The organism is Streptomyces sporangiiformans (assembly GCF_005768555.2).
In the GTDB taxonomy this organism is placed as follows: Bacteria; Actinomycetota; Actinomycetes; order Streptomycetales; family Streptomycetaceae; genus Streptomyces; species Streptomyces sporangiiformans.
This window is the reverse complement of the sequence record NZ_VCHX02000129.1, coordinates 20,204-35,133: the sequence shown is the minus strand read 5'-3', so window position 1 is coordinate 35,133 and position 14,930 is coordinate 20,204. Positions and strand designations below refer to the sequence as shown.

General features: G+C 70.0%; 12 protein-coding genes. 4 read left to right on the top strand and 8 right to left on the bottom strand.

Annotated features, from left to right (window positions below):
- Nucleotides 1–11 precede the first annotated feature (11 nt).
- Together FGD71_RS17630 and FGD71_RS17625 are read right to left on the bottom strand one after the other, a co-directional pair.
- Nucleotides 12–2,576, bottom strand: coding sequence for an NACHT domain-containing protein (locus tag FGD71_RS17630; protein ID WP_119101403.1), 2,565 nt, complete (start codon nucleotides 2,574–2,576; stop codon nucleotides 12–14).
- Between the two features lie 50 nt (nucleotides 2,577–2,626).
- Nucleotides 2,627–5,182, bottom strand: coding sequence for an NACHT domain-containing protein (locus FGD71_RS17625; RefSeq protein WP_119101402.1), 2,556 nt, complete (start codon nucleotides 5,180–5,182; stop codon nucleotides 2,627–2,629).
- Between the two features lie 461 nt (nucleotides 5,183–5,643).
- Here FGD71_RS17625 and FGD71_RS17620 point away from each other — a divergent pair, with 461 nt between their 5' ends.
- Nucleotides 5,644–6,351: a M23 family metallopeptidase gene (locus FGD71_RS17620; protein ID WP_119101401.1), complete on the top strand. Its 708-nt coding sequence runs from the start codon at nucleotides 5,644–5,646 to the stop codon at nucleotides 6,349–6,351.
- Nucleotides 6,352–6,388: 37 nt separating this feature from the next.
- On the opposite strand, the gene FGD71_RS17615 is transcribed toward FGD71_RS17620, so the two are convergent.
- The gene (locus FGD71_RS17615; protein WP_119101400.1) at nucleotides 6,389–6,967 is read right to left on the bottom strand and encodes a TetR/AcrR family transcriptional regulator; all 579 of its coding nucleotides are present in this window, start codon (nucleotides 6,965–6,967) and stop codon (nucleotides 6,389–6,391) included.
- 163 nt (nucleotides 6,968–7,130) lie between these two features.
- On the opposite strand from FGD71_RS17615, the gene FGD71_RS17610 reads away from it, so the two are divergent.
- The 3 genes from FGD71_RS17610 to FGD71_RS17600 all read left to right on the top strand — a co-directional run bounded on the left by FGD71_RS17610 (nucleotide 7,131) and on the right by FGD71_RS17600 (nucleotide 9,876).
- Entirely contained in the window at nucleotides 7,131–8,741 is a 1,611-nt protein-coding gene (locus FGD71_RS17610) for an MDR family MFS transporter (protein ID WP_420878315.1), read from the top strand.
- 173 nt (nucleotides 8,742–8,914) lie between these two features.
- Nucleotides 8,915–9,337, top strand: a complete 423-nt coding sequence (locus FGD71_RS17605; RefSeq protein ID WP_119101399.1) for a helix-turn-helix transcriptional regulator — start codon at nucleotides 8,915–8,917, stop codon at nucleotides 9,335–9,337.
- Between the two features lie 92 nt (nucleotides 9,338–9,429).
- Nucleotides 9,430–9,876, top strand: a complete 447-nt coding sequence (locus FGD71_RS17600) for a VOC family protein (RefSeq protein ID WP_119101577.1) — start codon at nucleotides 9,430–9,432, stop codon at nucleotides 9,874–9,876.
- 52 nt (nucleotides 9,877–9,928) lie between these two features.
- Here the strand turns inward: FGD71_RS17600 and cseC are convergent, their stop codons facing one another.
- The 5 genes from cseC to FGD71_RS17575 all read right to left on the bottom strand — a co-directional run bounded on the left by cseC (nucleotide 9,929) and on the right by FGD71_RS17575 (nucleotide 14,538).
- Complete coding sequence (gene cseC / locus FGD71_RS17595; protein ID WP_119101398.1) at nucleotides 9,929–11,350, bottom strand: two-component system sensor histidine kinase CseC; 1,422 nt, start codon at nucleotides 11,348–11,350, stop codon at nucleotides 9,929–9,931.
- A 5-nt stretch (nucleotides 11,351–11,355) separates the two neighbouring features.
- Nucleotides 11,356–12,075, bottom strand: coding sequence for a two-component system response regulator CseB (cseB, locus tag FGD71_RS17590; RefSeq protein ID WP_119101397.1), 720 nt, complete (start codon nucleotides 12,073–12,075; stop codon nucleotides 11,356–11,358).
- Between the two features lie 75 nt (nucleotides 12,076–12,150).
- Entirely contained in the window at nucleotides 12,151–12,765 is a 615-nt protein-coding gene (locus FGD71_RS17585; RefSeq protein WP_119101396.1) for a hypothetical protein, read from the bottom strand.
- A 29-nt stretch (nucleotides 12,766–12,794) separates the two neighbouring features.
- Complete coding sequence (locus tag FGD71_RS17580; RefSeq protein WP_119101395.1) at nucleotides 12,795–13,346, bottom strand: SigE family RNA polymerase sigma factor; 552 nt, start codon at nucleotides 13,344–13,346, stop codon at nucleotides 12,795–12,797.
- Between the two features lie 280 nt (nucleotides 13,347–13,626).
- On the bottom strand, nucleotides 13,627–14,538 hold the full coding sequence (locus FGD71_RS17575) for an HhH-GPD family protein (protein ID WP_119101394.1): 912 nt from the start codon (nucleotides 14,536–14,538) through the stop codon (nucleotides 13,627–13,629).
- Nucleotides 14,539–14,930 lie beyond the last annotated feature (392 nt).

Below are 14,930 nucleotides of genomic sequence, written 5' to 3'. Positions count from 1 at the left end.
CGTGCTGGGGCCTACGCCGTGATCCTCACCCCCTCCGGCACGTTCCGTACCCGGGGCAGGCGGGGGTTGACGCGGAGCACCCGTAGGTGGGGGAAGCGGGACAGCCACGACATGTCCGGGTCCGTCGGTTCGGCGTTGAGCCAGAGATGGGTGAGCTGGGTGTGGTCCAGGCCGTCCATGAGTTCGGCGTTGGGCATGATGCCGGCCAGCTGGACGCGGGGGCGGCCGCCGAGGTCGCGCAGGGCCGCGAGTTCGGCGGTGTCGGAGACGGGGAAGTACAGGCCGTCCGGATCCAGATGGGCGATGATCTCCCGCGCGTACCGCTCCGTGTCGAAGTGCCGCCAGGGCCGGGCGAGTTCCGTCCGTATCGCGAGGGAGGAGCGCCGGCGCAGGCGGGACAGGTAGTCGATGGCGGCGTCGTCCTGGACGCGGGTGGCCGTGATGGCGAGGAGCAGGGCCTGCTGGTCGTCCGGCACCTGTTCGGGGTCGGGGAGGAGCTCCAGGACGATGGGCCCCACCCAGCCCAGGCCGCGGGCGGCGAGCTCGGTCGTGGGGCGTACGAGGTTCTTCGTACGGTCGTGGACGAGCCGCTGGACCGACGGGTCGAGCTCGGTGACATGGTCCAGGCAGGCCGCGGCCATCAGCCGCCGGTGGTTCACCTGGGGCCTGCGCAGCCTGGGCGCGGCGGACAGCAGCAGTTCCAGGAAGTCGCCGCACTCGTCGGGGCGGGCCTGGGCTGCGGCCATGCGGATGACCTCCTCCCACTCGGGCTGGTGGGCGTGGTCGACGAGGGTGCGCAGGCGGCCCCGGGCCACGATCTCCTTGGCGGCGAGATAGTCCTGGAACGTGCGGTGGATGAAGTCCACCGAAAGGCCCGCCTGTTCACGCAGCAGCCCGGTGCGGTGCAGCAGATGGCGGAAGATCTTCTCGCCGTCGCCCGCCGCGCGCGCGGCGGGGATGGCGGGCAGAGCGCCGTCCAGTATGGCGACCGCCCTGCGGCACGGCAGTTCCGAGACGCCGTCCTCCACCATGGCGTGCGCGAGCTTCTGCAGCAGCCGCTCCCGCGGTTCCTGCTGCAGGCGCACGTCGTCCGCGTACAGAACGTCCCGCTCGGGGTCGCGGCGTTGCAGCAGCATCTCCAGGGCCGCCTCGTACAGCTCCTTGCGGCCTTGAGGGAGGGAGCCGGAGCGGTCCCTGTTGAGTGCGCAGATCAGGCCGCACATCAGGGGGTTGGTGGCGAGCTGGCGCAGCTCGCGGGAGATCCGTACGGAGTGCAGCAGCCGCTGTTCGTACTCCTTCAGCTCGTCCCGGTCCCGCTGCTCCCGGCAGTGCTCGTCGCTCATCGCCGCCGAATGCCAGTCCCGGATGAACCGGGTCACCTGGTCCCGGGACATCGGCGCGAGCGACAGTTCCACGAACCCCTCGTCCGAGAGACGCTCGTCCGTGAGCCAGCCGTCCGCCACCGCGGAGGGGCGGGAGGTGACCAGGCAGCCGTTCCCGGAGAATATGCGCAGCAGGCGGCGGAGCTGGTCGCGCAGTTTGCCGCGCGTCTCCTCCGGGGCCTCGTCGATCCCGTCGACGAGAAGCAGGGCACGGCCCGCGAGCAGCGTCCGTACGACCCACCCCTCCGGTGCCCGGTCGGCGAGCGGGTGACGGATGGCGTGCAGGAAGTCGTCGGGCGCGGGGAAACCCTCGCGGGCGAAACGTCGTACGGGCAGGACGAAGGGCACCCGCGCCCCCTCGCGGGCGGCGGCCACGGCGAGCCACTGGACCAGGGTGGTCTTCCCGGAGCCCGCGACGCCGCGCAGCAGGACCCGCTCGTGCCCCTCCAGTGCCCGGTCCGCGAGCAGCACGGTCCGCTGCTCTGCCGTGTCCCCGCGGCCGCTGCTCTCCTCGGCCTCCAGGCTGAGATAGGTGTCCTCCAGGAGCCAGCGGTCCGGCGCGTTCGGGAAGTCGACGCCGACGATGGTCAGCCAGCCGTGCTGACGCACGATTTCCTCGACGTAGGCGGCCTCGAAGTCCGCGTCCTGCTGGGAGCGTTCGGGCTGGAGTGCCGCCGCCTCGGTGTCGTTGAGGTCGACGAGCTGGCGGATGCGGCTGGAGCGCTCCGGCAGGTGGCGCTGGATGTGCGGGGATCGCCGGATGAAGTGGTGCAGGACGTGCAGGCATATGTTCACGAGCAGCGCGTCGTGGAACCAGGCGGCGTCGGGGGACAGGTCCCGGTCCGCGCCCTGGACGGCTCCGCGCAGGCGGCGCGCGTAGTCCTGCGGACCGAGGCGTACGGCCTCCACGTCGGTGAGGTCGAGTTCGCCGATGGCGAGGAGGGTGCAGGCCAGTACGTCGACCACGGCGGGCAGTTCGGCCGTGGGGGTGGTGTGCGTCTCGGCGGCGAGCTGGATGAACTCGGCGGCTGTGCGGTGGACTTCGTCCGGGTGGGCGGGGGCCTCGGGGCCGCGCCAGGTGGTGAAGGCGGCGATCAGCTCGGGGACGGCCGGGAGTTGCCTTGGCGTGGTGCGGAAGAGCCGTTGTACGAGGGGTGCGGCGAGGGGGGAGGGAATGCGGACAACGGGCTCCATGGGCATCTGCGTCCCTGGTGGTGGGGCTGTTGTGGAGAGTCAAGGGTAGGTCAACTCGGCCTGGACTGAGGGGTGATGAGTGTGATCCAGGCCGGGATCTGCTGTTCCACGGTCGTGCTCACCTCGGTTTCCACATAGACGTCCACGAGGCTCGGGAAGGCGGCGAGCCAGGCGAGCCCTTCCACCGGATGGGGTGCTTGCAGGGAGAGATGGGCGAGTCGCTCGGGCACGATGAGTTCGGTGAGGTCCTCGACCCGGTAGGTGCCCCGGACCCGTATGTCCTCCCAGCCGCCGATGGAACGGAGCGTGCGGAGGTCCTCGGCGTCCCGTACGAAGACCTGATGTTGCTGGGTGAGGTGCGCGAGGATGTCGCGCGCGTAGAGCTCGCGGTCGAAGCGCTGCCAGGCCGCGGCCAGGGTCTTCTGGACCGCCTCGGCCGGATGGTCCCGGAAGCGGGTCAGGAAGTGCAGTGCGCTCTCGCTGCCCAGGCGGGCCGCCGCCTCGACCACCCGGTACGCCGTCGTCTTGCTGTTGATGTCCTCCGGGCCCGGCAGGAGCGCGAGCAACAGATCGCCCCCGGCCAGTGCCAACCTGTCGGCCTCCGCGAGCGACTGCGGCGGAACGAGCGACCCCACCCCCTCCTCCACCTGCGCCCGCACCGAAGGCTCCACCTCCGCCGCGTACCGCAGCCCCGCCGCGGCCAACAACTTGCCGCGCGACGTGCCCTGCCCCACCAGCCGCCGCAGCATCTGCTCCGCCTCCTTCGGCCGCGCGTGCGCGATGGCCAGCAGGATGACGTCCTCCCACTCGTCACGCTCCGAGTGGTTCACCAGCAGGTCGAAGTCCAGCTCCTGTACGGCCAGCCGTGCCCCGAGATAGTCCTGGAACGTCCGGTGGAGGAAGTCCACCCGCCCGTCGGCCGGTTCACGCAGCAGCCCGGACCGCAACAGCAGCGACGCATAGACGTCCTCGGCGGTGCCGTCCAGGTTCACCGCGGGTACGGCCTGCCCGATGATGTGCAGCGCGTCCGAACGGTCCATCTCCGAGCGGCCGTTGCGGATCAGCCACCAGGCGAGCTTCTGCAGCAGCTGCACCTGGGTCGCGTACGGGATGCGCACCCCGTCGGGATGATCCAACTCCCGCTCGCGGTCCCGCCGTTCGAGGAGCATGGTGAGGGCGGCCTCGTAGAGGGACTTCCTGTCCTGGGGCAGGAACCCGCGCCGGTCGCGGTGGAGGGCGCAGAGCATGCCGCACATCAGGGGGTTGGTGGCCAGCCGGTTCAGCTCGGACGTGGTCCGTACGGCCTGCAGCAGGGATGTCCCTTCGGCCTCGTCCGCTCCGGCGGCGCGGTGCCAGCGCCGTACGAAGGTGGCGACGTCGTCGCGTGCCATCGGGGAGAGCGTGAGCTCGTGGAAGCCCGCCGAGTCCAGCCACCGCTCCGGAACGGCCGAGGGACGCGAGGTGACGAGCCACAGGTTTCCCGGGAAGGTCCGGGTCAGCTCCCGCAGCCAGCGCCGGGCCGCTTCCCGGCGGTCGCCCGCGATCTCGTCGATCCCGTCGACCAGCAGCACACCCCGCTGGGCCCGGAGCACACGCTCCACCCAGCCGGCCGGCTGCTCCCCGGCGACGGGGCTGCCCGCGGCTTTCAGGAAGTCCCCCGGAATGGGGAACTCCGTCCCCGGGCGCACGATCCTGCGCATCGGCAGCACGAACGGCACCCGCCCGATCAGCTGCGTCAGCCCATGGTCGTACGCACGACTCGCCGCCGTCACCGCGAGCCACTGGACCAGCGTCGTCTTCCCGGATCCCGCGACGCCGCGCAGCAGTACCTGGTCGTGCTGCGCCAGCACCTGCTCGGCGGGCACCTGGAGCCCGCCGCTCCGCCCGTCGCGCTCGCGGGTCGCCTCCAGGCTGAGGTACGCCGTGTCGAGCGACCACTCGCTCGTCCCGGCGTCCAGCCCGTAGATGGTCAGCGTTCCGTACCGCCCGGCGATGTGGTCCGCGTACCGTGCCTCGAACCCCGTGTCCTCGGCCGTCTGGGACGGCAGGCGTTCCAGCAGTACGTCCACGGCCTGCACCAACCGCGCCAGCTGCCGGCTCTGCGCGGTCTGCTGCCGGGCGATGTACGTGGAGCGCTGCGTGAAGAAGTTCAGGATGTGCAACGAGGCGGTGCGCAGCAGCTGTTCGTAGAAGAGTTCGCCGTCGCCGCTGAGGCCGAGGGAGACGACGGCCGCGTGGGAACGGAGACGGCGCGCGAACTCCTCGGGTCCGAGGGCCACGGCCTCGTAGTCGTCGATGGTGATCGTCCCGAGCGCCGCGAGCGAATGCGCGAGGGCGTGCCTGACGGCCGCCGCCTCCTCGGCCCTCACCGGCTGTTCCCCCGGGCCTGCGGCCTTCAGCGCCCTGCGGACCAGCTCGTCAGCGACCTTCCCGACGTCCTTCGGCGTGACGTTCCGCTTCTCCCGCCCGAACGACACCAGCGCCGAGATCCGCACCGGCCTGCTCACCAGCCCGGCCCCCGGCTGATCCTTCACGAAGAGCTTCTTCACCAGTGGCGTGACCGCACTGGAAGCGATACGGGCCCCTAGCACTCCGGCGTCGACCATGTGCCGAGCGTAGGCGAACCACCAGCACCTTTGTGCGGGCCCCGTCACATTCCCAGGGCTCTGGATCTTGCCTCCCGGTGACATGACGCACAGGCGATTTGTCCGGTACTAGGGCGAGTAGTGGGCGTATTAACTTGCCCAAATCGGACTATTTGGTCTGAGGGGTCGGTGTGGTGCGAGCGTCGGACGCTCCGCCTTCGAGGTGGTCGAGCCGACGGGCAAGCGGACGGCTGTGAAGTGGGGTTAAACCAGACTTTAGGTTCTAAAAACGGATGATCCAGTACTGAATGTCTCTCTTGTCAAGAACCTGGAAGTTTTGGAGTCAAGTACGACTTTGAGTCGTAGATGGGCCTTTTGTGCGACTGGGGCAGCGCGGGTTACCAAGGGATGCCTCGCCCGGCGCATGGACAGCGCGCCGGGTGTGTTCATGCCCGTCATCCCCGTCCCCCGGAGGTATCCCTATGTCGCAGCGCACCACCAAGTCCCGCCACCTCGGTACGTCCCCGCTCCGTGCCCGGGCGGCCGTTCTGGCCGCCGGTCTGGGGATATCGACCCTGATGGGTGCCGGGGTCGCGGCCGCCGCCGACAGCCAGGCGAGCGTCGCGCTGCCGGATACCACCGCCACCTCCGTGAAGGCCCAGGCCGACGCCCAGGCGAAGGCCGCCGCGAGCGCCAAGCAGGCCGCCGCCAAGCAGGCCGCGGCGAAGCAGGCCGCGGCCAAGAAGGCGGCCGCCAAGAAGGCCGTGAAGCCGTCCTGGGTCGACCCGGTCGCGAAGTACAAGCTCTCCGCGAGCTTCGCCCAGGCCGGCAACATGTGGTCGCACAACCACTCCGGCCAGGACTTCGCCGTCGCCTCCGGTACCAAGGTCGTCGCCACGCACGGCGGCACCGTCGTGAAGGCGGGCGGCAACGGCGCCGGCGACGGGCCCGCGTACGGCAACGCCGTCGTCATCAAGCACGGCAACGGCACGTACTCGCAGTACGCCCACCTCTCGCGGATCAACGTGAACGTCGGGCAGGTCGTCGCCACCGGTCAGACCATCGCGCTCTCCGGCAACACCGGCAACTCCAGCGGTCCCCACCTGCACTTCGAGATCCGTACGACGCCCAACTACGGCTCCGCGGTCGACCCGGTCAAGTTCCTGCGCTCCAAGGGCGTCACGGTCTGACGGGGTCTTGACCCCGACCCCCGGCAGTGCGCGGGGGTCACGGCTTGGGTGTGTTGGCCTGGGTGATCAGCTCGGTGGCGACTTCGAGGATGGCCTTGCGCTTGTCCTCGGGGTCGCCCTCGATGTCCTTGAGGGCCAGCATCCCCGCGTGCATCGAGAACAGGGCGCTCACGCAGCGGACCTGATCGGTCATCGTGGCCTCCGGCTCCCTGAGCAGGTCCAGCATGCGGATCATGCGGTCCTTGAAGTCCTCGCCGGTGCGCAGCTCGCGCACGGTGGCCTGGTTCTCGTGCATGAAGCGGAAAAAGGGGGTCGCGCCGATCAGTGCCTCGCTGTAGCGGTTCAGGATCTCCTGCTTCGTCTCCAGCGTGCGCGGCTGCCCTTTGCCCCACTCGATCAACTCGTCCATGGGCCTGCTGAGGTCCTCTTGCAGGCTGGCGAGGATCTCTTCCTTGGTCTTGAAGTGGTAGTAGAGCGCCGCCTTCGTGACCTCCAGCCGCTCGGCGATCTCGCGCAGCGACGTCTTCTCGTATCCCTGCTCGGCGAAGAGTTCGAGGGCCACGTCCTGGATGCGCTGACGGGTGTCCCCGCGGCGCTGCTGCCTGCTGCCGCCCATCGTGGCTGCTCCTCGGGCTCGTGTCGGTCCCATACTCGGGTAAGGAAAAACTTACTTGACGACCGGCTAGTTGCAGGTCTACCTTCCCAGTGTAGCTAGCTTGCCGGGCGGCAAGTAAGTATGAGCCGGTACCCAGTAGCCGGTACCGGGGGGAGTGGGGACAGTGGCGGGCACCGAGACAGCCGAGGCGGACAACAGAGGCGGCGGGGACAGCGACAGCGGCGGGGCCAAGCAACCCAGGAGCGTGCGCGTCGTTCTGCTCGCGCTGATGATCGCGATGCTGCTCGCGATGCTCGACAACATGATCATCGGTACGGCCATGCCGACGATCGTGGGTGAGCTGGGCGGACTGGAGCACCTGGCGTGGGTCGTCACCGCGTACACGCTCGCGACCGCCGCGTCGACCCCGATCTGGGGCAAGCTCGGCGACATGTACGGGCGCAAGGGCGCCTTCATGACCTCGATCGTGATCTTCCTGATCGGCTCCGCGCTCAGCGGCATGGCCCAGGACATGGGGCAGCTGATCGGCTTCCGTGCCATTCAGGGGCTCGGCGCCGGCGGTCTGATGGTCGGCGTCATGGCGATCATCGGTGATCTGATTCCGCCGCGGGAGCGCGGCAAGTACCAGGGCATGATGGCCGGGGTGATGGCGCTCGCCATGATCGCCGGACCGCTGGTCGGCGGCTCCATCACCGACCACTGGGGCTGGCGCTGGTCCTTCTACATCAACCTGCCGCTCGGTGTGATCGCCCTGATCGCCGTCAGCGCCGTACTGCATCTGCCCAAGAAGCGGTCGCGGGGGCGGATCGACTACCTGGGCGCCGCACTGCTGACGGTCGGCATCACCTCGATCGTGCTCGTCACCACCTGGGGTGGCACCGAGTACGCCTGGGGCTCGGCCATGATCATGGAGCTCATCGGGATCGGCGTCGCCGCGCTCGTCGGCTTCCTCTTCGTGCAGACCAGGGCCGCTGAGCCGGTCATGCCGCTGCACATCTTCCGCAGCCGCAACTTCAGCCTGATGTCGATCATCGGCTTCATCACCGGCTTCGTGATGTTCGGCGCCGTGCTCTTCCTACCGCTCTACCAGCAGTCGGTGCAGGGCGCGTCCGCGACCAACTCCGGGCTGCTGCTCCTGCCGATGCTCGGTGCGATGCTGGCCACCTCGATGGTCGCCGGGCGGGTCACCACCGCGTCGGGCAGGTACAAGGTCTTCCCGATCGTGGGCAGCGCCTTGATGACCGTCGGTCTGTTCCTGCTCGCGCAGATGGACACCGAGACCACTCGGCTGACCTCGGGCCTGTACATGGCCGTTGTCGGCGCGGGCATGGGCTGCCTGATGCAGATCACCATGCTGGTGGCCCAGAACAGCGTCGAGATGAAGGACATGGGCGTCGCGTCCTCGTCCACCACCCTGTTCCGTACGCTCGGCTCGTCCTTCGGCGTCGCGATCATGGGCGCCCTGTTCAACAACCGCGTGCAGGACGTGATGACCGAGCGTGCCGGTGCGCTCGGCTCCAAGGTCACCGAGAAGTCCGCGCAGCTGGATGCGGCGAGTCTGGCCAAGCTGCCGGACGCGGCCCGCGAGGCCTATCAGCATGCCGTCTCCGCCGGTACGCATTCCGCGTTCCTGCTCGGCTCGGTCGTGGCCGTGGTCGCTCTGGCCGCCGCCGTGTTCGTGAAGGAGGTGCCGCTGCGGGGGGCGGGGCCGAAGTCGGCCGAGGACGCCGGTGGCCCCGTGGACGCGAAGCCGACGGTCGCTGAGGCCGTCTGAGAGGTACGCGTCCGCTGCCTTGACCTGGAGGGCCCTCCAGGCGGTGTCCGCCGCCGGGGGGTCTTCTCCGTGGCGGGCTGGGTTCGTGCGGGTGGGTGGGGGTGCATCGGATTGGACGGCCCCGGTGTGGGGGCGTTGTCAGTGGGGCGTGCCAGCATCGTTGTGTGGACAGGATGCGGCAGCTGCGGCTTGCCAAGGACGCGATGGACCGGGGCTGGGCCGACCCGGAGCTCGACCTGGACGCGGTGGCCGGGCATGCCGGGTACTCGCGCTATCACTTCATACGCGCCTTCAAGGAGGCGTACGGCGAGACGCCCGGCCTGTATCTGACGCACCGGCGGATCGAGCGGGCCGAAGACCTGCTGCGCACCGCGAACCTGTCGGTGACGGAGATCTGCCACCTGGTCGGCTTCAGCAGCCTCGGCACGTTCTCGGCCCGATTCAAGGCGTGGACGGGGCTGACGCCGAGCGAGTACCGGGCGAAGAACGTGGGACGCGGGGCCGCGCTCATACCGGGGTGCTACGCGATGCTGTGGGCCGGGGGCTTCCGGTCAGGACCCGGCAAGGGACAGCGCAATTCTGAAGAAGCGGACTGATGGCGGCGCTGCCTAGGGTGGCACGGCAACAGCAAGGCATCACACGACAGGGCATCACACGACCGGCCGCCGATCTGCAGCAGGGGTACGCCATGATCAAGGGTCTCGCCATCTCGACCGTCTGGGTCCTCGACCAGGACCGGGCCAAGGAGTTCTACACCCAGAAGCTGGGCCTGGAGGTGCGTACGGACATGACGATGGGCGAGGGCGGCATGCGCTGGCTCACCGTCGGCTCCCCGAACCAGCCCGACGTCGAGCTCACGCTGATGGTCCCGGGCGGGCCCGTGATGGACCCGGAGTCCACCGAGATGATCAAGAAGCTGGTGGCCAAGGGGGCGCTCGGAGCGGGCGTGCTGATCACCGACGACATCCACGGCGACTACAAGAAGCTCAAGGACCGCGGCGTGGAGTTCCTGCAGGAGCCGCAGGAGCGTCCTTACGGCACGGAAGCGCTGTTCCGCGACGACTCCGGAAACTGGTTCTCGTTCACCCAGCGACGCGAGGGCGGCCTCGACACGGACAAGGACTGGGCGTGCTGAGCCGGTGCCCTGAATCCTGGCCGCGACGCACTTCCCGGTGACCGGGAAGACGTCAGTCGTCCGGCAGCATCGGATAGCTCCCCGAGCGCGTCGGTGCGTGCTCCGGCAGCCACAGCACCGCCACCGCGCCCTCGGCGGGCACGCCCTCCGGCGCGCCGGCGGGGCGTACGTTGCGGAAGGTGAGCCGGGCGCCCAGCACCCGGGCCTGGCCCGCAGCGATGGTCAGGCCCAGGCCGTGGCCGTGGCCCGCGCGGTCCTTGCTGCCCGTGCGGAAGCGGCTCGGGCCGTCGGCGAGGAGTTCCTCCGGGAAGCCGGGCCCGTGGTCGCGCACGCGGATGACCCGGCCCTCCACCGTGACCTCGATGGGTGGCCTCGCATGCTTGGCGGCGTTGACCAGCAGGTTGATGAGAACCCGCTCCAGGCGGCGAGGGTCGGTGGTGACCTCCGACTCGTGCACCACCCGCACCTGGATGCCCGCGTCCTTCGCCGCCACCCGCCGGGTCACGAACTCGCCCAGCATGATGTCCTGCAATTCGGCCCGCTCGGACGCGCTGTCCAGCCGCGCCACCTCCAGGACGTCCTCGACGAGCGTGCGCATCGCCTGCGCCCGGTCCCGTACGAGCTCCGACGGCCGGCCCGGCGGCAGCAGCTCGGCCGCCGTGAGCAGCCCGGTCACCGGGGTGCGCAGCTCGTGCGCGATGTCGGCGGTCACCCGCCGCTCCGCCTCGAGCCGCTGGCTCAGCGCCTCCGCCATCGCGTCCACGGCCCGCGCGAGGTCGTCCGTCTCGTCGCGTACGACACCGCCGATGGCGTCCCGCACCCGTACATGTGTCTCGCCCTCGGCGACCTGCTGGGCCGCCGTGGCCGCCTTGCGCAGCCGCCGCGAGAGCTGGCCGCCGACGAGGACGCCGAGCGCGCAGCCGCCGAAGACGACCGCGATCGAGCCTATGAGCAGCGCCTGGTCGAGATCCTTCATCACGGTGGCGCTGCGGTCGGTGAACCGTGTGTGCAGCGACAGGACCCGGCCGTCCTTGAGGGGCACGGCCGCCCAGATGTCCGGCACGCCGTCTGAACGCTCCGACACATACGTGGCCCGTCGGCCGGCCCTGGCCTTCGCCAGAAGGTCCTTCGGCGCGCCGGGGTCGTCGATCTTGATGCCGGGGAAGGTGGTGCGTCCGGAGATCTCGTAGTTCCGCTGCGCGATCTGGGCGCGCTCGTCCGCCAGGTCGCGCGCGTTGTCGAGCATCGAGACCCGGGCGGCGTTGTGGACGACCAGGCTCAGCGCGACGGCCACCAGGGCGCTGACCGCCGCGATCGCGGCGGTCAGCTTCCACCTGATGCCCGTACGCAGCTTTCCGGTACGGAGCTTTCTCGTGCCGTCCGGCTCTTCGGTACGCAGCCCCGCCTGCTCGGCGCGCCGGCCCGGGCGCCCGGATCTGTGGCGCCGGTCCTGGTTCGTAGGGGTCCCCCGCATGTCCGTCAGGCCTTCAACTTGTAGCCGAAACCGCGGACCGTCTCGATCCGGTCCTGGCCGATCTTCGTACGCAACCGCTGCACATGGACATCGACGACCCGGGTGTCACCGCCCCAGCCGTAGTCCCACACCCGTTCCAGGAGCTTGTCGCGCGACAGGACCGTACCGGGCGCGGAGGAGAACTCCAGGAGCAGCCGCATCTCGGTGGGCGTCAGCGCCACCGGCGCACCGCCCCTGCGGACCTCCATGCCCTCGGTGTCGATCTCCAGGTCACCGTCGCCGAACGACAGCACACCTCCGCTCCCGACAGTTGACGAGCTCTCCGCCTCGGCCGCGGAAAGCGGGCGGCCCGCGTGCCCGAAGCGTCGCAGCACCGCGCGGATCCGGGCGACCAGGACAGCCCCGTCGAAGGGCTTTGTCACATAGTCGTCGGCGCCCGCTTCCAGGCCCAGGACGACGTCGATCGAGTCGGCGCGGGCCGACAGCATGATCACGGGGACCGTGGACTCGTCACGGATGCGGCGGCACAGAGAGACACCGTCCAGGCCCGGCACCATCACGTCCAGCAGGGCGATGTCGGGCCGCTTCGCCCGGAACGCCTCGAGGCCCGCGAGGCCGTCGGGCATGGCGGTGACCACGAAGCCGTCACGCTCCAGCGCGAGCTGGGTGGCCTCGCGGATGACGTCGTCGTCCTCGACGAACAGGACATGGGTCTGCTCTGCCATCCGGTGCTCTCAGTCCTAGGTGTTCTCGCCAGGGCCGCCAGGGCCGGTCAGGGGTGGCCAGGGGTGGTCAGTAGGTCAGTTCTCGGCCGGGGTCGGCGTCTCGCCGCCGACCACCTTGCTGTAGTCGTTGCGCGTGCGGGCCTGCTCCGTGAAGCGGTTCGCGGCCCAGTGGTACGTGATCACTTCCTCGCCGGACGGATACTCCAGGGAGTCGCCGTTCTCGTACACCTGCTGCGTGATCACCAGATCGCCCCGGTCGATCTCCGCGTACACAGGAGGCTCCTCGGCCTTGAAGACGTTCCGGTACGCGTCGCCTTCCTCGCGATACACGTACGAGCCGACACCGACCGCGTCACCGCAGGTCAGTACGTTGATGACGATGTCGCTCGCGGAGCCCTGGGTGAGGTTGCCGTACGACACGTCGACCGGGTACTCGTCGCCGACGCACGGCTTCAGGCCGCGTTTGACCGCCGCGCTGACCTTCGGGTCGTCCTTGACGAGGCGGACCGCGTTCACGCGGGGCGCGGCCTTGGAGGCCGAGGCCGAGGGGGAGGGGGTGGCGGCGTCCACCGCCACCGAGTCGGAGTGGGCCGGGCCCTCGTCGCGGGCGCCGGTGCCGCCCGTGCCGCAGGCGGAGACCAAAAGGCCGAGGGCGGCGAGCACGGCCACCGCCGTGATCACCGCCTTCATGGCCCCACGGCCCTGTGGGGCCCTTGTGCCTAGGCCGCGCAACGCTCCCGCTCCTTTGTCGGTTCGAGCGCGCGAGCGCCGCGCTCTTCGTAGTCCCGGCTTTCCAGCTCCTCGCGGAGCCGGGCCAGCGCCCGGTGCAGCGTGCTCTTGACCGTACCGGCCGACATGCCGAGGGCGGCGGCCGTCTCTTCCGTGGACATCTGCTCCCAGTGTCGCAGCACCACGACGCTGCGCTGCTTCGGAGCCAGAACCTTAAGGATGTCCATCAACAGTGCGCGATCGGCGTGCTGTTCGGTGGAGTCGTCAACGCTCGCCTCCGGCAGCTGCTCGGTGGGGACCTCCTCCAGCTTGCGGGCCCGCCACCACTCCGTACGCGTGTTGATCATGACGCGGCGCAGATAGGCGTCGGCGAGACGCTTGTCGGCTATGCCGTCCCAGCGGCCGTACGTCCGTACCAGAGCGGTCTGCAGCAGGTCCTGCGCGTCGACCGGGTCCGGGACCAGACGGCGGGCACTGCGCAGCAGCGCGTCCTGCCGTGTGCGTACATACTCTTCGAACTCGAGCACCTCGCCGTGCGCCATGTCCAACCGCCTCCGTTCCCCGTTCCCGACTCATTGATGTCGGCTCTTCTTCGCTTGCCGTGCCGCACTTCGGCGGTACGGCAATGAAGTTACGGAGGCGTTGTCACGGGGCTGTCCGAGCGAGCCTGCGGTGAACGCTCGGCTGTCCGTCGGTTGTGTAACGGAAGTAGGGCGGGGTTAAAGGGGCGTGGGGGATCGGGTGGGAATGGGGGGATTTGCTTGCCGGGCTACGTATCAGTGGGCTGAGGGGGACCTGTGGGTCGCCGCGCGAATCTGTGCGTCAGCTGAGCGGAAGCCGGTACAGACGGCCCGGGAGGGGTTCGACCAGACCGTCCGCGACCAGGCCGTCCAGGGCGCGGGCGCGCTGGACCGGCTCGTTCCAGACGCGGTCGAGCGCCGCCTGCGGAACGGGACCGACCGCGTCGCGCAGGACGGCGAGCAGCCGTCCGCGCACCTGGCGGTCCGTGCCGGCGTACGTCTGGCCGCGGCGCGGCGGGCCCTCGTGCTCGGGTTTGCCGGCGAGGCGCCAGGCGCACTGGGCCGCGATCGGGCACCGTACGCAGCTCTCGTTCTTCGCCGTGCAGATCAGCGCGCCGAGTTCCATGGACGCGGCGGCCCAGCGCGAGGCCGTGTGCTCGTCCTCCGGCAGCAGGGCGCGGGCGAGCTTGCGTTCGGCGGCGGTGGTGGCGTTCGGGGGGTACTGCACGCCGGTGACCGCTCGCGCGAACACGCGGCGCACGTTCGTGTCGAGGACGGCGTGGCGCTGCCCGTACGCGAAGGACGCCACGGCCGCCGCGGTGTACTCGCCGATGCCGGGCAGCGCGAGCAACTGGGCGTGTTCCGTGGGTACGTCGCCGCCGTGGCGCTCCGCTATGGCGACCGCTGCGCCGTGCAGGCGCAGCGCGCGCCTCGGGTAGCCGAGGCGGCCCCAGGCGCGGACGGCTTCGCCGGGGGATTCCTTGGCGAGGTCCGCGGGGCGGGGCCAGCGGGCGAGCCACTGCTCGTACACCGGCAGTACGCGGCTCACCGGTGTCTGCTGCAGCATGAACTCACTGACCATCACCCCCCACGGCCCGGCTGCGGCCCGCCGCCATGGCAGGTCGCGCGCGTTCTCCTCGAACCAGTCGATTACGGGGCCGTGCAGGGCGTCGGCTGAGGGGCTGCTGGGGTTCGGCTTCGTGGGCGCAGTCATGGCGGTTCCGATCCTGCCATGCGGGGGGCGCGGGGCGCGTTTAGCGGTGCGCGTGTGGGGGCGGGTTTTCTTTCCCCAACCCCACCCTTTCCCGAAACTGGGGGCTGCGCCCCCAGGCCCCCGGGGTTCGTCTTTCGGCTGCGGGTGGGTTGTGGCTGGTCGCGCAGTTCCCCGCGCCCCTGAGGGGCGCGACCCACTCACCCTCGTTTCCCCAGCGCCCCCTGAAAAGGCGCACCCCCACTCTCCCGCAGTTGGTCACCGGCGGGAGGGGTCGTGTGCCGGTGCGTCATCACCCGTCGCGTAGGGCTTGTCTCAGGAAACCCGCACGTACTTACCAACACAGGGCCGTACGCCCCCGCGGCGACGGGCGGACGCACCGGCACACGACCCCG